General features: G+C 65.5%; 17 protein-coding genes and 1 tRNA gene. 15 read left to right on the forward strand and 3 right to left on the reverse strand.

The window, feature by feature from the left end; genetic code table 11:
• Positions 1-91 precede the first annotated feature (91 nt).
• The 12 genes from CEY11_RS22355 to dsbG all read left to right on the forward strand — a co-directional run bounded on the left by CEY11_RS22355 (position 92) and on the right by dsbG (position 14280).
• On the forward strand, positions 92-496 hold the full coding sequence (locus CEY11_RS22355) for a DUF2069 domain-containing protein (protein ID WP_088605645.1): 405 nt from the start codon (positions 92-94) through the stop codon (positions 494-496).
• Complete coding sequence (locus CEY11_RS22360) at positions 493-1998, forward strand: protein adenylyltransferase SelO (RefSeq protein ID WP_088605646.1); 1506 nt, start codon at positions 493-495, stop codon at positions 1996-1998. The genes CEY11_RS22355 and CEY11_RS22360 overlap by 4 nt, the downstream gene beginning before the upstream one ends.
• Before the next feature lie 285 nt (positions 1999-2283).
• Positions 2284-3342, forward strand: a complete 1059-nt coding sequence (aroC, locus tag CEY11_RS22365) for a chorismate synthase (protein WP_088605647.1) — start codon at positions 2284-2286, stop codon at positions 3340-3342.
• A gap of 471 nt (positions 3343-3813) precedes the next feature.
• Entirely contained in the window at positions 3814-5217 is a 1404-nt protein-coding gene (leuC, locus tag CEY11_RS22370) for a 3-isopropylmalate dehydratase large subunit (protein ID WP_088605648.1), read from the forward strand.
• Positions 5218-5268: 51 nt separating this feature from the next.
• Entirely contained in the window at positions 5269-5928 is a 660-nt protein-coding gene (gene leuD, locus CEY11_RS22375) for a 3-isopropylmalate dehydratase small subunit (protein WP_088605649.1), read from the forward strand.
• Between the two features lie 201 nt (positions 5929-6129).
• A complete protein-coding gene (leuB, locus tag CEY11_RS22380) occupies positions 6130-7206 on the forward strand; it encodes a 3-isopropylmalate dehydrogenase (RefSeq protein WP_088605650.1) in 1077 nt (358 codons plus the stop codon).
• Between the two features lie 60 nt (positions 7207-7266).
• Positions 7267-8397 carry an aspartate-semialdehyde dehydrogenase gene (gene asd / locus CEY11_RS22385; protein WP_088605651.1) on the forward strand — a complete coding sequence of 377 codons (1131 nt, stop codon included), beginning with the start codon at positions 7267-7269 and terminating at the stop codon, positions 8395-8397.
• Between the two features lie 2 nt (positions 8398-8399).
• Complete coding sequence (locus CEY11_RS22390) at positions 8400-10472, forward strand: type IV pilus assembly protein FimV (RefSeq protein WP_088605652.1); 2073 nt, start codon at positions 8400-8402, stop codon at positions 10470-10472.
• A 185-nt stretch (positions 10473-10657) separates the two neighbouring features.
• The gene (gene truA, locus CEY11_RS22395; protein ID WP_088605653.1) at positions 10658-11455 is read left to right on the forward strand and encodes a tRNA pseudouridine(38-40) synthase TruA; all 798 of its coding nucleotides are present in this window, start codon (positions 10658-10660) and stop codon (positions 11453-11455) included.
• Positions 11456-11587: 132 nt separating this feature from the next.
• The gene (locus tag CEY11_RS22400; protein ID WP_088605654.1) at positions 11588-12274 is read left to right on the forward strand and encodes a phosphoribosylanthranilate isomerase; all 687 of its coding nucleotides are present in this window, start codon (positions 11588-11590) and stop codon (positions 12272-12274) included.
• Positions 12275-12417: 143 nt separating this feature from the next.
• A complete protein-coding gene (locus CEY11_RS22405) occupies positions 12418-13392 on the forward strand; it encodes a M14 family metallopeptidase (protein ID WP_088605706.1) in 975 nt (324 codons plus the stop codon).
• A gap of 36 nt (positions 13393-13428) precedes the next feature.
• Positions 13429-14280, forward strand: coding sequence for a thiol:disulfide interchange protein DsbG (gene dsbG, locus CEY11_RS22410; RefSeq protein WP_088605655.1), 852 nt, complete (start codon positions 13429-13431; stop codon positions 14278-14280).
• Positions 14281-14311: 31 nt separating this feature from the next.
• Here dsbG and CEY11_RS22415 read toward each other — a convergent pair whose 3' ends face one another.
• On the reverse strand, positions 14312-15304 hold the full coding sequence (locus CEY11_RS22415; RefSeq protein ID WP_088605656.1) for a Bug family tripartite tricarboxylate transporter substrate binding protein: 993 nt from the start codon (positions 15302-15304) through the stop codon (positions 14312-14314).
• Positions 15305-15389: 85 nt separating this feature from the next.
• The gene (locus CEY11_RS22420) at positions 15390-16487 is read right to left on the reverse strand and encodes a mandelate racemase/muconate lactonizing enzyme family protein (protein ID WP_088605657.1); all 1098 of its coding nucleotides are present in this window, start codon (positions 16485-16487) and stop codon (positions 15390-15392) included.
• A gap of 106 nt (positions 16488-16593) precedes the next feature.
• Here CEY11_RS22420 and CEY11_RS22425 point away from each other — a divergent pair, with 106 nt between their 5' ends.
• Positions 16594-17511 carry a LysR family transcriptional regulator gene (locus tag CEY11_RS22425; protein ID WP_088605658.1) on the forward strand — a complete coding sequence of 306 codons (918 nt, stop codon included), beginning with the start codon at positions 16594-16596 and terminating at the stop codon, positions 17509-17511.
• 183 nt (positions 17512-17694) lie between these two features.
• Here CEY11_RS22425 and CEY11_RS22430 read toward each other — a convergent pair.
• A tRNA-Val gene (locus CEY11_RS22430) sits at positions 17695-17771 on the reverse strand.
• A gap of 222 nt (positions 17772-17993) precedes the next feature.
• Here CEY11_RS22430 and CEY11_RS22435 point away from each other — a divergent pair.
• Positions 17994-18707 (forward strand): VOC family protein, encoded by a 714-nt coding sequence (locus CEY11_RS22435; RefSeq protein ID WP_233155029.1) that lies wholly within the window; start codon positions 17994-17996, stop codon positions 18705-18707.
• 101 nt (positions 18708-18808) lie between these two features.
• Positions 18809-19804: a tripartite tricarboxylate transporter substrate binding protein gene (locus tag CEY11_RS22440; RefSeq protein WP_088605659.1), complete on the forward strand. Its 996-nt coding sequence runs from the start codon at positions 18809-18811 to the stop codon at positions 19802-19804.
• Positions 19805-19872: the final 68 nt, after the last annotated feature.

Below are 19872 nucleotides of genomic sequence, written 5' to 3' on the forward strand. Positions count from 1 at the left end.
GCCGCCAGCGTTGCGAGGCGTCGCGGCCCGGGCTCGGGCGCGCCGCGCATGCGGCCGGATTCCGTATCCGCATTCGAGGGATAATACCAGTATGAATCCTCAATCAAGTTCCAAATTGTGGCTGGGCGCGGTGCTCAGCCTGGTCGCCCTGATCGTCCTGTGCCTGGCGTGGGAATTGCGCGTGGCGCCGCTGCGTCCGGGCGGTTCGCTGCTGGTGCTGAAGGTGCTGCCGCTGCTGCTGCCGCTGCGCGGCGTGCTCAAGGGGCGCATCTACACCATGCAATGGGCCAGCATGCTGATCCTGCTGTATCTGATGGAAGGCGCGGTGCGCGCCTATTCCGACCCGGCTCCGCTGTCGGCCGAAATGGCCTGGATCGAAGTCGTGCTGTCGGCAATCTTCTATTTATGCGCCATTTTCTATGTGCGTCCCGCCAAGCGCGCCGCGAAACAGGCGGCCAAGGCGCGCGGCGCCGCACAGGGTGGGCATGCGCCATGACACTACAAGACACATTACCGGGCATATCAGCGGGCTGCGATTCCATAGACCGGCTGCCGGTCGAAAATTCCTACGCCGACCTGCCGCCCGCCTTCTACACGCGGCTCGCGCCGCAGCCGCTGACGCAGCCCCGGCTGCTGCACGCCAATACCGAAGTGGCCGCGCTGCTGGGCCTGGCGCCCGAGGCGCTGCGGCGCCCCGAATTCCTGGAAGTGTGCTCGGGCCAGCGTGCCCTGGCTGGCGGCAAGCCCCTGGCCGCCGTGTACAGCGGCCACCAGTTCGGCGTGTGGGCGGGCCAGCTTGGCGATGGCCGCGCCCATTTGCTGGGCGAGGTGCGTACCGCTCACGGGCCCATGGAACTGCAGCTCAAGGGTTCCGGGCGTACGCCGTATTCCCGCATGGGCGACGGCCGCGCGGTACTGCGCTCGTCGGTGCGCGAATACCTGGCGGGCGAAGCCATGGCGGGGCTGGGCATACCCAGCACGCGGGCGCTGGCGCTGGTGGTGTCCGACGACCCGGTGTATCGCGAGACCGTGGAAACCGCCGCCATCATCGCCCGGGTGGCGCCCAGCTTCGTGCGTTTCGGCTCGTTCGAGCACTGGCACGACTCGCCGCAGAACCTGCGGGTGCTGCTGGACTACGTCATTGCCCGTTTCTATCCCGAATGCCTGGACGCGGGCGGCGAGGGCGGCCCGCACGCCCCGGCGCTGCGCATGCTGGGCACCGTGGTGCGCCGCACCGCTGAGCTGGTCGCCGCGTGGCAGACCGTGGGCTTCTGCCACGGGGTCATGAACACCGACAATATGTCGATCCTGGGCCTGACCCTGGACTACGGCCCCTACGGCTTCATGGACGTGTTCCAGGTGCGCCACGTCTGCAATCATTCCGATTCCCAGGGGCGCTATGCCTGGAACGCCCAGCCGGCGGTGGCGCACTGGAACCTGTACCGCCTGGCCAACAGCCTGGTGAGCCTGGGTATCGAGCCCGATGCGCTCAAGCAGGAACTGCAGCAATTCGAAGATGCCTTCCTGCATGCCTATCGCCAGCGCATGCTCGACAAATTCGGCCTGCGCCAGTGGCAGGACGACGATGCCGGGCTCGTCGACGGCTGGTGGCGGCTGCTGCACGAAAACCGCGCCGATTTCACCCTGAGCTTCCGCAGGCTGGCCGGCGCGCAGCGCGACGCCACGCCGTTCCTGGACTTATTCATCGACCGCGAGGCCGCCCAGGCGTGGCTGACGCGCTATCTGGCGCGCGCCGAGGCCGAAGGCAGCGACGCAAGCGCGCGCGAGGCAGCCATGAACCGCGTCAACCCCCTGTACATATTGCGCAACCACTTGGCCGAGCAGGCCATACGCGCCGCCAAGCAGGGCGACGCCGGCGAAATCGAAACCCTGCTGATGCTGCTGCGCGACCCCTGCACGCCGCGCCCCGGCTACGAGCAATACGCCGCGCTGCCGCCCGACTGGGCCAGTGGGCTGGAACTGAGCTGTTCTTCCTGAGCGCGCGTCGGCGAGTTCCGCGGCAGCATGCGCCAGAAGCGAGCCGCCGCCTTGATGAAAATGGTGGGATCGGACGACACCCGTACCAACGCGGCTTGTCGAAAATAAGCTGCGCTTATTTCCAGCCTCGGGGGCAAGCTGCACGGTGGCACCTTTCATTGCTCGTGGCTGGCCCTGCTGCATAGGCCGGTGACTGGCAATGCGGTCGAGTAATGCCATAATGCGGCTTGCGGCGGCCTTGTTTTGCCGCCGCCCGTCCCATCCCATTCCACGATCCCGCGCACCATGTCCGGCAATACCCTAGGCAAGATCTTCTGTGTCACCAATTTCGGCGAATCGCACGGCCCGGCCATCGGCGCAGTCGTCGACGGCTGCCCGCCGGGGCTGGAATTATCCGAGGCCGACATCCAGGCCGAACTCGACCGGCGCCGCCCGGGCACCTCGCGCCACGTCACCCAGCGCCAGGAAACCGACCAGGTCGAGATCCTGTCGGGCGTCTACCAGGGGCGCAGCACCGGCACGCCCATTGCCATGCTGATTCGCAACGTCGATGCGCGCAGCAAGGACTACAGCAAGATCGCCGACACCTTCCGGCCCGGGCATGCCGACTACACCTATACCCAAAAATACGGCGATCGCGATCCGCGCGGCGGCGGCCGTTCCTCGGCGCGCCTGACCGCGCCCAGCGTGGCCGCCGGCGCGATCGCCAAGAAATGGCTGGCGCGCGAACACGGCATGCGCATCCGCGGCTACATGAGCCAGCTCGGGCCCATCGCCGTACCGTTCGAGTCCTGGGACGAAGTGCCGCGCAATCCGTTCTACGCGCCTTGCGCGGCAGTCGTACCCGAGCTCGAGGCCTATATGGATCAGCTGCGCCGCGACGGCGATTCCATCGGCGCGCGCATCGAGGTGGTGGCGGAAAACCCGCCGGCCGGCTGGGGCGAGCCCTTGTACGACCGGCTCGATGCCGACATCGCCCACGTGATGATGGGCCTGAACGCCGTCAAGGGTGTGTCGATCGGGGCGGGTTTCGGCTGCATCACGCAGCGCGGTTCAGAGCACGGCGACGAGCTGACGCCGCAGGGCTTCGTCGGCAACAACGCCGGCGGTGTGCTGGGCGGTATATCCACGGGCCAGCCGATTACGGTGTCGCTGGCGATCAAGCCGACTTCCAGCATCCGGATCGAGCGCCGTTCGGTCGACCGCGAAGGCAATCCGGTGCAAGTGCAGACGCTGGGGCGCCACGACCCCTGCGTGGGCATACGCGCTACGCCCATCGCCGAGGCTCTGCTGGCCATTGTGCTAATGGATCATGCGCTGCGCCATCGGGCGCAGTGCGGTTGATGCGAGGGTCACTGAATTCCGAGTGACGGATCGTGTAGGCTTGCTACGTGTATTCGTCTCGAGAGCTTGGATTCTTGGGCTGTTGGGTTCTTGGGCTTGTCCGGCACGTCTCTCGTCGTGGAGCGGGGACTCGTCCCCGACTGGTCTCCGGGTGGATTCAAGCGAGGCCCGATTTACGTTAACACCTTCACGCTTGCGGAATACGGCTGGCTGTAAGTTTTAAAGCCGCCGGGGCTGCCCCGGCGGCTTTAGAACCAAACGGTCTCCCGAAATTCGCGCACAAACGCATAAGAGATATAAGACACATAAGACATGACATAAGACGCACACAAAAAACCACAAGATAGCACTATTTATACCAGTATATTATATAGACTTGTACTAGGTTGTCGCGATGGCATAATAGTTCGTAAGTAAGTCGTTACGAACATTTCCCCCGTATTTCCATCACGTCTACGCTGCGAGCTAGCCATGCCTCAAACACTTTACGACAAACTCTGGGACGCCCACGTGGTGCACCAAGAGCAAGACGGCACCTGTCTGCTGTACATCGATCGCCACCTGGTGCATGAAGTCACCAGCCCGCAGGCCTTCGAAGGCCTGGCGCTGGCCGGGCGCAAACCCTGGCGCATCTCCGCCAACCTCGCCGTGGCCGACCACAACGTGCCCACCACTGCGCGCGCCGAAGGCATCCAGGATCCCGTCTCGCGGCTGCAGGTCGACACACTCGACCAGAACTGCGACAAATACGGCATCACCGAATTCCGCATGAACGACCTGCGCCAGGGCATCGTGCACATCATCGGGCCCGAGCAGGGCGCCACCCTGCCGGGCATGACCGTGGTCTGCGGCGATTCCCACACCAGCACGCACGGCGCGCTGGGCACCCTGGCCTTCGGCATCGGCACCTCCGAAGTCGAGCACGTGCTGGCCACCCAGACCCTGCTCATGAAGAAAAACAAGAGCATGCTGATCCGCGTCGAGGGCGAACTGCCCGTGGGCTGCACCGCCAAAGACGTGGTGCTGCACATCATCGGCAAGATCGGCACGGCCGGCGGCACCGGCCACGCCATCGAATTCGCCGGCAGCACCATCCGCGCCCTGTCGGTGGAAGGCCGCATGACGGTGTGCAATATGGCCATCGAGGCCGGCGCCCGTTCCGGCATGGTGGCGGTGGACGCCAAGACCATAGAATATTTCCGCGGCCGCCCCTACGCGCCCACCGGCGTGTTGTGGGATCAGGCCGTCAAGTACTGGAGCACGCTGCATTCCGACGAGGGCGCCAAGTTCGACCGCGTGGTCGAGATCGACGCGCGCCAGATTGTGCCGCAGGTTACCTGGGGCACCTCGCCCGAAATGGTGCTGCCGGTGGACGCGCGCGTGCCCGATCCCGACAAGGAAAAAGACGACGTGCGCCGCAGCGGCATGGAACGCGCACTGCAGTACATGGGCCTGAAGCCCAACACGCCGCTGGTCGACATCCGCGTCGACAAAGTGTTCATCGGCTCCTGTACCAATGCGCGCATCGAAGACCTGCGCGCCGCGGCGCAGGTGGCGCGCGGCAAGCGTGTGGCGTCCAACGTCAAGGTGGCCATGGTGGTGCCGGGCTCGGGCCTGGTAAAGAAGCAGGCCGAGCAGGAAGGGCTGGACAAGATCTTCCTGGCCGCCGGCTTCGAGTGGCGCGAGCCGGGCTGCTCGATGTGCCTGGCCATGAACGCCGACCGCCTCGAACCGGGCGAGCGCTGCGCGTCCACCTCGAACCGTAATTTCGAAGGGCGCCAGGGGCAGGGCGGGCGTACTCATCTGGTCAGCCCCGCCATGGCCGCGGCTGCGGCGCTGGCCGGCCATTTCGTCGACGTCAGGAATTTTCGCTAAGTTCGCCGGGGGCCGTTCGGTCTAGAAGGCCCCGGGCCAGAGGAAACCATCATGCAGGCATTTACCACACACAAGGGCATCGTCGCCCCGCTCGACCGCGAGAACGTCGATACCGACCTGATCATCCCCAAGCAGTTCCTGAAGTCCATCAAGCGTTCGGGCTTCGGCCCGAACCTGTTCGACGAACTGCGCTATCTCGACCATGGCGAACCCGGCATGGACAATAGCAAGCGGCCGCTGAACCCCGACTTCATACTGAACCAGCCGCGCTACAAGGGTGCGTCCATATTGCTGGCGCGCAAGAATTTCGGTTGCGGCTCCAGCCGCGAGCACGCGCCGTGGGCCCTGGATCAGTACGGCTTTCGCGCCATCATTGCGCCGTCGTACGCCGACATCTTCTTCAACAACAGCTTCAAGAACGGCCTGCTGCCCATCATTCTGTCCGAGCTCGAGGTGGCGCGCCTGTTCGACGAGGTCAAGGCCTTCGTCGGCTACCAGCTGCGCATCGATCTCGAACGCCAGGTCGTCATCGCCCAGGACGGACGCGAGATCGGCTTCGATATCGAGCCGTTCCGCAAGCACTGCCTGGTCAATGGGCTGGACGACATCGGCCTGACGCTGCAGAAGGCCGACCAGATCCGCGCCTTCGAGGCCGCGCATCTGGCGCGCTACCCCTGGCTGGAAGCGCGGCCGCTGGCCGGCGGACGCTGACAGGCCCTGCGGCTTGTAAGCCAAGCGGCGCGGGGGCTCGGCCCTCGCGCCCGCAGCAGTTGCGGGAATCGCACAGCTTGCGGGTTTTTCGCCGCGCGGGGGCAGGCCAGGCTTGGCTAGCCCCGGTGTTTCCCTTTATAAAGTAATGTTACGGCGCCCCGCGCTGCGGCGCGGGCGCAGCCTTGTTTTTCAGGATGGATCATGAGTCATAAAATCGCTGTACTGCCGGGCGACGGCATCGGGCCCGAAATCGTCGAGCAGGCGCAGCGCGTGCTGGGCGCGCTGGGCATGGATCTGGAAACGCAGACCGCCGCCGTGGGCGGCGCCGCTTTCGACGAGTTCGAGCATCCGCTGCCCCCGGCCACCCTGGAACTGGCCAAGAATTCCTCGGCCGTGCTGTTCGGCGCCGTAGGCGACTGGAAGTACGACAGCCTGCCGCGCGAATTCCGTCCCGAGCAGGCGATTCTGGGCCTACGCAAGGCGCTCGGCCTGTTCGCCAACCTGCGCCCGGCGATACTCTATCCGCAACTGGCCAATGCCTCGTCGCTTAAGCCCGAGGTCGTCTCGGGCCTCGACATCCTGATCGTGCGCGAACTTACCGGCGACATTTATTTCGGCCAGCCGCGCGGCGTGCGCGACGTGGCAGAAGGCCCGTTCAAGGGTGAGCACCAGGGTTTCGACACCATGCACTATGCCGATACCGAAGTGCGCCGCATTGCGCGCGTGGGCTTCGAGGCGGCGCGCAAGCGCGGCCACAAGCTGTGCAGCGTCGACAAGTCCAATGTGCTCGAGACTTCCCAGTTCTGGCGCGATATCGTTACCGAAGTGGCGCGCGACTACCCCGACGTGCAGCTCTCGCACATGTACGTCGACAACGCCGCCATGCAGCTGGTGCGCGCGCCCAAGGAATTCGACGTGATCGTCACCGGCAATCTGTTCGGCGACATCTTGTCCGACGAAGCCGCCATGCTGACCGGCTCCATCGGCATGCTGCCCTCGGCTTCGCTGAATGCCTCGAACCAGGGCCTGTACGAACCCAGCCACGGCTCGGCGCCCGACATCGCCGGCAAGAATCTTGCCAATCCGCTAGCCACTATTTTGTCGGCGGCCATGATGCTGCGTTATTCGCTGGATGCCGATGCCCAGGCCAAGCGCATAGAGGCCGCGGTGCAGTCCGTGCTGGAACAAGGCCTGCGCACCACCGACATCTACGAAGAAGGCTCGCACAAGGTGTCGACCTCCGAGATGGGCGACGCCGTTCTGAAAGCATTAAAATAGTGCGGTAATACCTGATTTTCAAAGATTTTCCCAGATAGTTCCTTTTTCAAGCGATTCGAAATGAAGCAAGCGGTAGGTTTGGTCGGCTGGCGCGGCATGGTGGGTTCGGTGCTCATGCAGCGCATGCGCGACGAGAATGATTTTTCCCTGTTCGAGCCGGTGTTCTTCTCCACCAGCAATGCCGGCGGCCCGGCCCCCAAATGGGCCGAGGGCGCGCCTGCGCTGCAGGATGCGCACGACATCGAGGCCCTCAAGAAGCTGCCCATCATCGTCACCGCGCAGGGCGGCGACTACACCACCGCGATCTTCCCCAAATTGCGCGCCACCGGCTGGGACGGCATCTGGATCGATGCCGCCAGCACCCTGCGCATGAAAGACGATGCCATCATCGTGCTCGACCCGGTGAATCGCCCGGTGATCGATGCCGCCATGAGCCGCGGCATCAAGAACTTCATCGGCGGCAACTGCACGGTCAGCTGCATGCTGATGGGCCTGGCCGGCCTGTTCAACAACGACCTGGTGCAGTGGATGACCTGCATGACCTACCAGGCGGCCTCGGGCGGCGGAGCGCAGCACATGCGCGAACTGCTGACCCAGTTCGGGCTGCTCAATGGCGCGGTCAAGAGCCTGCTGGACGACCCGGCCTCGGCTATTCTTGAAATCGACCGCGGCGTGCTGCGCGCGCAGCAAGACGACAGTCTGCCGCACGAGCACTTCGGCGTGCCGCTGGGCGGCAGCCTGATCCCCTGGATCGACAAAGACCTGGGCAACGGCATGTCGCGCGAAGAATGGAAGGGCGAGGTCGAAACCAACAAGATCCTGGGCCGCGGGCCGGCCTTCGGCAGCCCGCTTACGCCCATCGACAGCCTGTGCGTGCGCATCGGCGCCATGCGCTGCCACAGCCAGGCCCTGACCATCAAGCTTACGCGCGACGTGCCTCTCGACGAGATCGAAGCCATGCTGCGCGAGGGCTCCAAGTGGGCCAAGGTCATTCCCAACGAGCGCGAGGCCACTATGAAGGATCTTACCCCGGTGGCCGTCACCGGCACGCTGGACATCCCGGTGGGGCGTCTGCGCAAGATGTCCATGGGCACGGAATATCTCAGCGCCTTTACGGTCGGCGATCAATTATTGTGGGGCGCGGCCGAGCCGCTGCGCCGCATGCTGCGCATCGTGCTGGGCGAGCTCTGAACATGCCGGCGACCCGCTCGGCCGCGACGACCCGGCGGTGGCGCGCCATACCTTTGGCAGCGGCCGTCTCGGCCGCGGTCGCCTTGTCATGCAATGCCGCTGCGGCTTCCTTGGGGCACACGCGCATCGTGTCCAGGCCCGGGCAGCCGCTGCGTATCGACGTGCCCATCGTGCGCCTGTCGGCGCAAGAACTGCGCACGCTGAAGGTGGCGCTGGCTCCGGCCGCGGCGTGGGCCCGTGCGGGGCTGGTGCCGCCGGCGGAACTGTCCAGCCTGCGCGTCGGCGTGGATGACGGCCCGCAGCCTGGCGTGCGCATCGTCCATGTCACGTCGGCCCAGGCCTTCGACAAGCCGGTGGCCGACCTGCTGCTCGAGGTGCAGACCTCTGCCGGCCGCCAGCAATACCAGGTCAGCGTATTGGCGCCGGCGCCGCGCTCGTCCGCTGCCAGCGTCGCCGGCGGGGCCGCCAGCGGCTCGCGTGCAGGCGCGCCGGGCCAGCATGGCGCGGCGGCGCATGCGCGCATCCATGTGCGCGATGGCGATTATCTATTCGTGCTGGCGCGCCGCCACGCGGTGCCGGGCGTGACCGTCTACCAGATGATGGTGGGCTTGCTGCGCGCCAATCCGCGGGCCTTCATTCATGACAACATGAATCTGGTCAAGGCCGGCTCCACCTTGCACGTCCCCGACATCTCGGTGCTGACCGCCATCAGCGACCGCGAGGCGCGCCGCATTTTCGAGCAACAGGCGCTGGAATTCGCGCGCTATCGGCAGCGGCTGGCCGGCGCCGGCATGGCTGCGCTTCCCGATCAGGTGGCCGATCGCGGCGCGGTCACGGCGGCGGGCGCAGGCAATTCGCCGGCGCCGCAGCCGCGCGACCGGCTCGAGCTTTCCAGCGGCGCCGCGAGCGATGCGCGGGCCGACGACAAGGTCGCCCTGCGCAAGGGAATTGCCGATTCCCGGCACAGAATTTCCGAACTGGAAAGCAATATCGGCGCGCTGGGCCAGGCGCTGCATGGCCAGCAGGGCGGCGGCAATGGTGCAGGTTCCGGCAATTCAGGTTCAACTGCCGCGGGCAGTGTCGCTGGCGGCGCCTTGCTGGCTTCCGCCTCGGCGTCGGGCGTGCCGGGCACCGTGGGTGCCGGTAGTGCCGGTAGTGCCGGCGCGGGCGCTTCGGCCGGTTCCTCGCACGCAGGTTCGGGGATGTTGGCCGACGCCGCATCGGCCGGCGCAGATGGGCGGTCGGGCTCTACCGCCGTGGGCGGCGCCTTGCGGGCGCAGTCCGACGTATCGCAGGCAGGGCAGGTGGCAAACGGTGGCGCCGCTGCGCAAGGCCAGGCGAGCCCGGCAGGGAAAGCGGGCGGATCCGGCCAGGGTGCCGCTGCGGGTGCTGCAGGCGCCGGCGGCGCTGCGGGACTGAATTCAGGCTCCGCAGGTTCGGGCTCGAGCGCCGCAGGGGCGGCTGCGGGTTCCTCCGGTGCCGGCACGGCGGGTGCCGCAGGCACCGCCGGCGCAGCGGCCTCCGGCCTCAGCGCTGCCGCGGCGGGCGGCGCGACGGCTTCGGCGTCCGGCTCAGCGGGTTCGGCCCCGTCGTCAGGCTCCGGTGCTGGCACTGCCGGTACGGCTTCCTCGGGCTTAGCCGCGGCAGGGGCTGGTACGGCGGCGTCTTCGGGCTCCGGGGCTGCACAGGCTTCCGCGGCCGACGGCTCCTCTGCGGCCACTGGCTCCGGCGCGGGCGCCGCCGGGTCATCATCGGGCTCCGCCGCGCATTCCGGCGGGCAGGCGGGCAACGGCGCTGCGGATGCCGCGGGCTCGGCTACGCAACAGACTTCGAACAAGGCAGGGCAATCGGTGTCGTGGATCCAAGAACACATGCTAGGCGCCATCACGGGGCTACTGGCGCTTATCGTATTGATCATCGCCTGGCTGCTGCGCCGGGCCAACATCGCCCGCGACGATGACGGCGACGACCATCCCTCGGCCATCACCGAGGCCATGGTTCAGGAAAAACTCGACAAGATCAATCTCGACCTGAGCGAGCCACCGAGCGACGAGCCCCCCGCCGCCAAGACCTGAGGTGGCGCGCTTGGCCCACCTCGCGGCCTGCATGCCGCCCGGATTCGCCAGGCACAGCACAGTCCGCAGGGACTGTGCTGTGTCCGGGCTCGCCCACCTCGTGGCCCGTATGCCGCTCGGATTCGCCAGGCGCCGCACAGTCCGCAGGGACTGTGCCGCGTCCGGGCTCATTCCACGGAGTTGAGATGGTTCGCATGGCCTTGGGGATCAGCTACGACGGTGCCCCGTGGCACGGCTGGCAGACGCAGCCTGGCGGGCGCACCGTGCAGGATGCGCTCGAGGCTGCCTTGTCGCAGTTCCTGGCCGGGCCGGCCGCCACCATTTGTGCCGGGCGCACCGACACCGGCGTGCATGCGCTGGGCCAGGTGGTGCACCTGGACACCACGGCACAGCGGCGCGACGAGTCCTGGATCCGCGGCCTGAACGCGCTGTTGCCGAGCAGCATCGCCGTGCAATGGGCGCAGGCCGTGCCCGATGATTTCCACGCCCGCTTTGCGGCGCTGTCGCGCACCTACATCTATGTGTTGCGCAATGCCCGTGTGCGTGCGCCCCTGGCGCATGGCAGAGTGGGGTGGGTGGCCCGGTCGCTGGAGCTGGAGCCCATGGCCCAAGCCGCCGCGCACCTGCTCGGCGAGCACGACTTCAGCAGCTTCCGCTCTTCGCAATGCCAGGCGGCCAGCCCGGTGCGCACGCTGCACGAACTGGGTATCGTGCGGCACGGCGAGTATTTCATCTTCACCCTCAGGGCCAACGCATTCCTGCATCACATGGTGCGCAACCTGATCGGTGCGCTCGTCTATGTCGGGCTGGGCCGGCAGCAGCCCGGCTGGATGCGCGATCTGCTGGCGCAGAAAGACAGGCGCCTGGCCGCACCGACCTTCGCCGCCGACGGCCTGTATTTCGCGCAGGTGGAATACCCGGCCCGCTATGGCTTGCCCGCCGGCAGCCCGCAAGAGGCACTGGCACGCATCCCCGGCTGGTAGGGTTCGGGCCCCGGCTTCCTGGCGTTTTCCCGGGCTCGGGCGGGGCGGGAATGAGTGCTGCCGGCTGGTAACATAGGCAGGCGCCGCTGGCGCGCCGGTCGAAGCCTCTCTTTTCTATCGTTCCAGGAATTCATGCCGCATCCACGTACCCGAGTCAAGATTTGTGGACTCACCCGCCCGCAGGATATAGCCACCGCCGCGAGCGCCGGTGCCGACGCCGTGGGCTTCGTGTTTTATCCGCAAAGCTCGCGCCTGCTTGGCCTGGAGCAGGCGCGCAGCCTGCGTGCGGCCGTGCCGGCCTTCGTCGACGTGGTGGCCCTGTTCGTCAATGCGCCGCGCGACGAGGTGCAGGCCGTGATCGACCAGGTACGCCCCGGGCTGCTGCAATTCCATGGCGACGAGCCGCCTGAATACTGCGCCGGTTTCCACCATCCCTATATGCGCGCTTTTCGCCTTGGCGCCCCGGGCCTGGATACGCCGCAGGGCGTGCTGGCGGCCGCGCAGCAGCATGGCGCCGCGGCCGCGTGGCTGTTCGACAGCTACAGCCCGGGCTACGGTGGCAGCGGCAAGACCTTCGACCTGTCCTTGCTCGACGCCGTGCGCCGCGAGCCCGGCAGCAGGCCCGTGGTACTTGCCGGCGGGCTGAATGCCGCGACGGTGGCTGCTTCGATTCGCGACTTGCGCCCCTACGCGGTCGATGTCAGCAGCGGCGTGGAATCTGCCCCCGGCATCAAGTCGGCAGAAAAAATCAAGGCCTTCATGCGTGCAGTGGCCCAGGGCGACGGCGCAGTAGTTGATAAGGACGCACAAACCGTGTGATGCGGCCGCGGCCACGACGGCAGTCATGGCCGACCCACTGCATCGCCAGCTTTGCACGAAAAGACGCTGCACACACAATGCGGCCACGGCTTTCACTGCCAGGCATGGCAAAGCCCGCGGTACGCCAGAAAGAGGAGCGCAACATGAATGACACAACACCTGCCGCCTATCTGCACGCTCACCAGTTCGCCGCCCTGGCCCCGGGGCCCAGGCTGATCGTCACCGGCGCGGTGCACGGCAACGAGACCTGCGGCACCCAGGCCATCCGGCGCACGCTGGACGACATCCAGAATGGCCGGCTGGAAATCGAGCGCGGCCTGCTGACCCTGTTGCCCGTTACTAACCCCTACGCCTATGCCAAGAAAGCGCGGCAGGGCGATCGCAACCTGAATCGCAATTTGCGACCCGGCAACAGCGCCGGCGACTACGAAGACCGGGTTGCCGACGTGTTATGCCCGTGGCTGGCCGCGCACGACGTCTTGCTCGATCTGCATTCCTTCCACACCGGTGGCCAGCCCTTCGCCATGCTCGGCCCGCGCAACAATGCGGGCCAGCTCGAACCCTTTTCCCATGAGGGCGAGGAAGAACGCCTGGTGGCCCACTTGGGGGCGCGCTGCGTGGTAGAGGGCTGGATGCAGGCCTACCAGCGCGGCGTCGAGCGCCGCCGGCGTCTGCGGCCCGACGCGCCCGTCGAGTTGCTGGATGCCGCCTACGGTGTGGGCACCGCGGAATATATGCGCAGCCGCGGCGGCTACGGCGTCACCCTCGAATGCGGCCAGCATGACGACCCGCAGGCGCCGGAAGTCGCCTATCACGCCATCCGCCAGACCCTGGCCTTGCTGGGCATGGCGCGCATCCCGCTGCAGCCGCCGGCGGCGCAGTTCACCGTGTATCACCTGGAAGATGTCGTCGATATGGATCACTCCGGCGACACACTGCTGCGGCCCTGGGCCAGTTTCGACCCGGTGGCCAAGGGCGAACCCATAGGCCGGCGCCACGACGGCACTTTGGTGTGCGCCGAGCGCGATGGCTACGTGGTCTTTCCCAACCCGCATGCCTTGCCGGGTAATGAATGGTTCTACTTCGCGGTGCGCAGCAGTCGTACACTGGACGTCTAGCCTACCCGCGCCGCGGGTGCACACAGGAACGAGACCATGTTCGCACGCAAGTATTTCATTTCTTTATTCGCCGGCACGGCCTTGCTGGCCGCCGCTTGTGCCAGCGTTGCCGCCGACGGGGGCGCGGACAAAGCCGCGAGCGCCGCCAGCGCCACCAATGCTGCGAGCACCACGAGCACCACGAGCACCACCAACGCCAACTACCCGGCGGTGATCCAGTCGCTGCAAAAGCAGGGGCTGGACGATGTGCAGGAATTCAAGGCCGGGCAGGGCTTGCGCGGCTTTGCCGGCATGGCCGGCGAAGATCCCACCACTGTTTATGTCACGCCGGACGGCAATGCCATCGTAGGCACCCGTGTCAGCCCCGACGGCCGCGTCGTCGACGAAGCGCTGGTGCAGAAGTTGATGGCCAAGCCCATGAGCGATGCCCTCTGGGCCAAACTCGAGTCCTACACCTGGGTGCTCGACGGCAAGGCCAGCGCGCCGCGCGTCGTGTACATGATCACCGACGCGAACTGCCCTTATTGCCACCGCTTCTGGGAAGCGGCACGCCCATGGGTGGATGCCGGCAAGGTGCAGGTGCGCGATCTATTGGTGGGGGTCATCAAGGCCGACAGCAGCACCAAGGCCGCTGCCATACTCGGTGCCAAAGACCAGTCGGCCGCGCTGGAACAGAACGAGCGCGATTTCGACAAGGGCGGCATCGCCCCCGCGGCCAGCGTGCCGCCGGACGTCCGCAAGGTTCTGGGCACCAACCAGGCGCTGATGGCGGAAATGGGCTTCCGGGGCACGCCCGGCATCATTTACCAAGACGACCAAGGTCTCGTGCAGCGGCTTACCGGCATGCCGCAGCCCGACGACTTGGGCAAGATCCTGGGGCCGCGCTGAGCGGCACGTGAATCCTGGCCCGGCGCTTCGCTTATTCTGGCTTGATGCCGCCGCGCTGAATGACCTGCTTCCATTTGGCGACTTCGCTGCGGATGCGCTTGCCGAATTCGGCCGGTGTGCTGCCGACGGCGTCAAAGCCCATGCGGGTCAATTTCTGGTGCAGCTCTCCGCTGTGGGCGGATTGGCCAAGTGTGCCGGCCAGCTTGTCGATAATGCCCGCATTCACGCCCGCGGGCGCTATCACGCCGAATATGGGAGAGATGTCCACCCCCGGCAGGCCTGATTCGCTGAATGTCGGCACATCGGGCAGCAGGCTGGTGCGGTGCACGCTAGTAACCGCCAGGGCCCGCAGGCGCCCGGCCTTGATGTGCGGAGCCAGGGTGGGTACTGTTGCAAAAGCGCATGACACCTGGCCTCCGAGCAGATCGCTGATTACCGTGCCGCCTCCGCGGTAAGGTATGTGCCGTATGTCGATTCCAGCCTCTTGGCGCAGCTGCTCGCCGGCCAGGTGCGGCCCGCTGCCTATGCCCGCCGAGCCGAAGGTGAGTTTTCCGGGCTGGGCCTTTGCCAGCGCAATGAACGATTTCAGGTCGTTTGCCTTCACCGAAGGATGCACCACCAGGACGAAGGGGGCCGTGGCTATCAATGAAATGGGCGCAAAATCCTTCAGCGTATCGTAGGGCAGCTGCGCGCCTCTGAGGCCGGGGTTGATGACGAATGTCGAGTCGACCATGCCTATCGTATAGCCGTCGGGGCTGGCGCTTGCCAGTGCGCGAGTGCCTATTGTGGTTCCGCCGCCGCCTCGGTTCTCTACCACGAACGGCTGTCCGTATGCCTGGGCGTATACCTGGGCCGTCATGCGCCCGATCGTATCGGTGGCGGCGCCCGGCGGGTAGGGGACATAGAAGTGCACGGGCTTGTCGGGATATTTGGCGCTGTCCGCCCAAGTGATGCGCGGTGCGAGCGATGCGCCCAGGAACAGTGGCCATGTCCGGGCCATAAAAGTTCTGCGTGATGTATTCATGCTTGTCTCCGGTTGTGAAAGCGACGCGTGGCGATGCGGCGGTGTTTTCCGATGAGCCGGCCCGGCTGCAGGCCGTCTCGCCGGTTCAATGCTGGAAATGCCCTTGTGCCAGTTCGAGTTCCGGATCGGCGCCCAGGCCGGGAGTGTCCGGCACGTGCACCCAGCCGTTCTCGACCGGAACCGTGCGTGCGTAGGGCACATGGGCAAGCTCGACATAGAGCCGTTCCAGCGAAGCTTCGGCCTGCTGGGCAGCCAGCAGGTGCAGGCTGGCCAGGTAGCCAGGCCCGAAAAACGCGGCCTGTGGCGCGCACGTTACCGGCGTGCCGCGGCATCGGGCAGCAATATCCCATGCAGCGCTCAGTCCGAGTTTGATGACGCTGGGCTGCACGTAGCGCACCGCCCGCTCTTCTATCAATCGTTCCAGTGCGTAGGCGCTGCTGGCATTTTCACCGACGGCCAAAGCGACATTGCAGCTGCGGCCCAGCAGGCCGAGCGCCTTGTCGTCTTCGGGCGGCCACAAAGGTTCTTCGATCCAGTACGGCTCGTATGGCTTCATGGCGGCAATGGCCGCCGGGGCCTCGTCGGGCAGCCAGGCGCAATTGGTGTCCACCATGATGCGGGTGCCTGGGCCCGCGGCGCGGCGCGCAGCCGCCAAGGCGCCAGCGGTACGCTCATGCAATTTCAATTCGGTGTACCCCTCGTGCAAGGCGCGCGTCGTTACCGCCTCGAGAAGCTGCGCGTTATCGTAGTACTGCAGCAGCGAGGCATAGGCCGGTATCCGGCTTCTGCGCTTGCCGCCGAGTAGCTCGTACAGCGGGGCGCGGGCGCGCTTGGCCCGCAGATCCCACAGGGCGATGTCCAGGCCGGCCAGCGCGTGGACGACGGGGCCTGAACGGCCCAGATTGTGCAGTGTGCGCTGCATGGCCGGCATTAGCGTTGGGTCGTCGGCTTCCTGGCCTGCGGCCAGGGGCGCTATCAGTTTCTCGAAAATGGCCTTCAGTGCTTGCGGCTCGACGCAATAGGCTTCCCCCCAGGCCACCGTGCCGTCCCGGGCTTCCAGGCGCACCAGGGCGCTGTCGAGCCGGTCGCGCGGCTTGCCGGCGAACAGGGGCGGTGGACTCCAGTGATGAAAGGGCAGGCGCATCGGTATGCACTTTACGGACGCGATGGTATTGGCGGTCATGGCAGGGGTAGAGTTTGATCGGGAAGTTTGCTTTGTACCGTTGATGTTGCAGTACTACATATATATGGTCAAATAGATAATTTGGATTGTTTTATACAGATTTAATATGTTCAGCCGACGTGAATTGGCGCTGCTGCGCGCGATGTACAGGCATGGCACGGTAACGGCCGCAGCTGCGTCCGTCAGCATGACCCAGCCCGCGGCCAGCGCCTTGCTGCGCGATCTGGAAGTTCGCCTGGGCTTCGGCCTGTTCAGCCGCGAGCATCGCAGGCTGCGCTTGACCAGCCAGGGCAGGGCCTTGATGCCCGAGGTGCTCAATGCCCTTGCGGGCATCGAAGCCGCCGACCGGCTTGCGGGCGACATACGCCAGGGCGCGCAGGCGCGCATTGCGGTAGGGGCTGTGGCCATCGCCGCATCCAGCCTGCTGCCGCCTGCTTTATTCCGTACGCGCCAGGCCTACCCCGGCGTTGCGCTTGCGGTGCGGGCAGGCACTTCGCTGGATATTGTCGAGATGGCGGTGGATCATCGGATCGACCTGGGCATTATTGTGGACGCGCCCGTCGACACGTTGCGGGTCGCGGCGCTCGAGCTGGCGCCTTTGAGCTTGTTTGCCGTGTTGCGGCGGGATCATCCATGGGCCGAACGGCGCAGGCTTACCCTGAGCGCGGTTGCCGCGACGAGTCCGATCGTGCTCGCCACGGCCCTGCCCGCCGGCCGTGCAACGCGCGGTGCAATTGAAAGTCTGGGCCTGGCGTACAGCCCGATGACCGAGGTGGCGCAATCTTCGGCCGCCTGCGCGCTGGCCGAAGAGGGCCTGGGCATTGCCATCGTGGAAGGCCTGGGCGCCCGCTACGCGCAGCGCCATGGCCTGCTTGCGCGCCACTTGCTTGCCGTCAAAGATCTGGCGCTGGCCTTGGTCTGGCCCAAGGACAGCGTGATGAGCCAGGCCGCCAAATTGCTACAGGAAAATCTGATCGAAGAAGCCGCGCGATGGCATCTGCCTCGCGCGGGCGAACGGCCCTGAGGATTCGGAACCGCCAGAACGCCGGAGGTACATTCAGAGATGCACGCTTCGAGCTTTGCCTGTGCTTTTTTCAGACACGGCAATTGCGGCGTTTCTTTTGTCTGGCTTTGCGCCAAGCAGTTGATTTTGTGGGGCTTCGGGTGGGAGTTTTGCCTGAACAGGCGTGGCGCTGCGAGAGGAGGGTGGTAGGCAGTACTGGATTCGAACCAGCGACCTCTACGATGTCAACGTAGCGCTCTAACCAACTGAGCTAACCGCCTTTAAAAGGAACGAAATTCTAGCGTATTTTTCAAAGTCTTGTCAAAAAGCCCTGTGTCGGAAGACCGAGACCACGCCACGAGGATTGGGCGGGTCGGCGCGGTAGTCCAGGCTTTCTGCTTGGCGCGGGGCTCATATTTGAGTACATTTGAAAGATACATTCAAAAGATACATAAAAAAGCCTGCAAGCAATAATAAATACTGAATACCGGGATCCCTTTGCCGTGGACACACTTTCGTTCGACCATCTGGTTCTGATGCTGCGCGATCGCCTGGTGGCTCTTGCGCCGTCCTTCGAAGATGACGGATATTGCCTGACCGATCTGGCAACCCATAATCTGGGTTCCATGAATCGGCTCATCATGCTGCGAGACAACTATATCGAGTTGATGGGCTGGCCGCAGGGGCAGCCGCCGGCGCGCAAGGACATCGCGGATTCACCGGCCGGCCTGGATGCGCTGGTGTTCCGCAGCACCGATGCCCTGCAGACATACGAGCATCTGAAGCGCGGGCAGTTCGACGTAAAGCCGGTCACGCATCTGGAACGCCCGATCGTAATCGATGGGAAAAGCCATGTGGTCAGCTTCAGGACGGTGCACTTTGCCACACAGCCCATACCCGGGTTCAGGGTGTATTTTTGCCAGCACCTGACGCCTGAATATGTCTGGATGGATCGCTTCATGCGGCATGCGAACGGCGCCCGAGCGCTCGATGCGATCCGGATCCGGGCCGCGCAGCCCGAGGCCGTGGCGCAAACGCTGGCCGGCTTGGCGCAAGCCAGCATGCAGGTCATGGAAAACCAGGCCTGTCGGGTTGTGCTGCCGAACCTCGGCATTGATGTCGTGCCCGGCGGCGTGCTTGCGAAGGCCAGCATAGAGGCGGCCACTCTGGCCGACGACCAGGGCAGGCGCTGGCTGTTCGACGCCAGGCTGCACTGACCGCGGCGTTCCTGTGTTCATGGCTGTGAGACGATGCCCGTCTCGCGCCTATGCCTTTCTGTTTTTTATTCGCGTAGCACTCGAACATAAAAGGAAGAAGCATGATCAAGGCCATTCAATACTTTCAGCCTCTGAGGGGAGGCTTTCTGAAGCTGGGCGCCGCTTGCCTGCTGGCCGCAGGGCTGGCGGGGCCGGCGTATGCCGATGGCGCGCCCGTGAGGCTGGTGGTGCCATTTCCGCCCGGCGGCAGTACCGACATCGCGTCGCGCATCATCCAGCCCAAGCTGGCGGAACTGCTGGGGCGCACCGTCATCGTCGAGAACAAGCCGGGCGCCGCGACCCAGATTGCCTCGCAATACGTGGCGCGCTCCAAGCCCGACGGCAATACGCTGCTGGTCAGTTTCGACTCGCACTCCATCAACCCTATCGTTCATCCCGATCTGCCATACGACACATTCAAGGATTTCCGCGGCATTGCGCTGGCGCTGCGTTTCCCGCTGGTCATCGCCGCCTCGCCCACGACGCCGGGCAAGGATCTGAAGGGGTTCCTGCAGGCCGCCCGGCAGAGCCCGGGCAAGTTCACCTATGCCTCGACCGGCGCGGGCTCGCTGAATTATCTGGCCATCGAGGATCTGAAGCGCCGCGCCAAGGTGGACATTCTGCATGTGCCCTTTGGCGGGGGCGGCGCCGCCGTGCAGGCGGTGCTGGGCAAGGTCGTCAACTTCACGACGCTCAGCTATGCCGCGCTGAAGTCGCATATTGCTTCGGGTGCCGTCAAGGCGCTGGCCGTGACCGGCACCCAGCGCCTGGCGGATCTGCCCAATACCCCCACGGTGGCGGAGTCGGGCTTTCCGGGCTATGACGCTTATTCGTGGATCGGTATTTTCGCGCCGTCCGGCATACCTGACGATGCCGCGAAGACGCTGACCCAGGCGTTCCAGAAAACCTTGACCGACAAAGAGGTCAAGGCCAAGCTGGTTGCTTTGGGTTTCGAGGTGATGGCCGAAGATGGCGCCAGCGCCGACCGCTATGCGCGCGAGCAATTCAAGCGCTGGGACACCTTCGTCAAGGAAACCGGTATTTCGCTGACGAACTGAGGGTACGGCGGGCCAACGATACTTTGGGGTGGCCCGCAAGAGCAGTGGATGTTGTCGGCAGTTGAAGC

Source organism: Candidimonas nitroreducens, from assembly GCF_002209565.1.
Classification (GTDB): domain Bacteria; phylum Pseudomonadota; class Gammaproteobacteria; order Burkholderiales; family Burkholderiaceae_B; genus Candidimonas; species Candidimonas nitroreducens.

Coding starts and splice junctions, on each gene's coding strand:
- CEY11_RS22360 (WP_088605646.1), top strand. CDS start 493: ATGACACTACAAGACACATTACCGGGCATATCAGCGGGCTGCGATTCC.
- CEY11_RS22415 (WP_088605656.1), bottom strand. CDS start 15,304: ATGAATACATCACGCAGAACTTTTATGGCCCGGACATGGCCACTGTTC.
- leuB (WP_088605650.1), top strand. CDS start 6,130: ATGAGTCATAAAATCGCTGTACTGCCGGGCGACGGCATCGGGCCCGAA.
- truA (WP_088605653.1), top strand. CDS start 10,658: ATGGTTCGCATGGCCTTGGGGATCAGCTACGACGGTGCCCCGTGGCAC.
- CEY11_RS22425 (WP_088605658.1), top strand. CDS start 16,594: ATGTTCAGCCGACGTGAATTGGCGCTGCTGCGCGCGATGTACAGGCAT.
- CEY11_RS22420 (WP_088605657.1), bottom strand. CDS start 16,487: ATGACCGCCAATACCATCGCGTCCGTAAAGTGCATACCGATGCGCCTG.
- leuD (WP_088605649.1), top strand. CDS start 5,269: ATGCAGGCATTTACCACACACAAGGGCATCGTCGCCCCGCTCGACCGC.
- CEY11_RS22440 (WP_088605659.1), top strand. CDS start 18,809: ATGATCAAGGCCATTCAATACTTTCAGCCTCTGAGGGGAGGCTTTCTG.
- CEY11_RS22405 (WP_088605706.1), top strand. CDS start 12,418: ATGAATGACACAACACCTGCCGCCTATCTGCACGCTCACCAGTTCGCC.
- leuC (WP_088605648.1), top strand. CDS start 3,814: ATGCCTCAAACACTTTACGACAAACTCTGGGACGCCCACGTGGTGCAC.
- aroC (WP_088605647.1), top strand. CDS start 2,284: ATGTCCGGCAATACCCTAGGCAAGATCTTCTGTGTCACCAATTTCGGC.
- CEY11_RS22400 (WP_088605654.1), top strand. CDS start 11,588: ATGCCGCATCCACGTACCCGAGTCAAGATTTGTGGACTCACCCGCCCG.
- dsbG (WP_088605655.1), top strand. CDS start 13,429: ATGTTCGCACGCAAGTATTTCATTTCTTTATTCGCCGGCACGGCCTTG.
- CEY11_RS22355 (WP_088605645.1), top strand. CDS start 92: ATGAATCCTCAATCAAGTTCCAAATTGTGGCTGGGCGCGGTGCTCAGC.
- asd (WP_088605651.1), top strand. CDS start 7,267: ATGAAGCAAGCGGTAGGTTTGGTCGGCTGGCGCGGCATGGTGGGTTCG.
- CEY11_RS22390 (WP_088605652.1), top strand. CDS start 8,400: ATGCCGGCGACCCGCTCGGCCGCGACGACCCGGCGGTGGCGCGCCATA.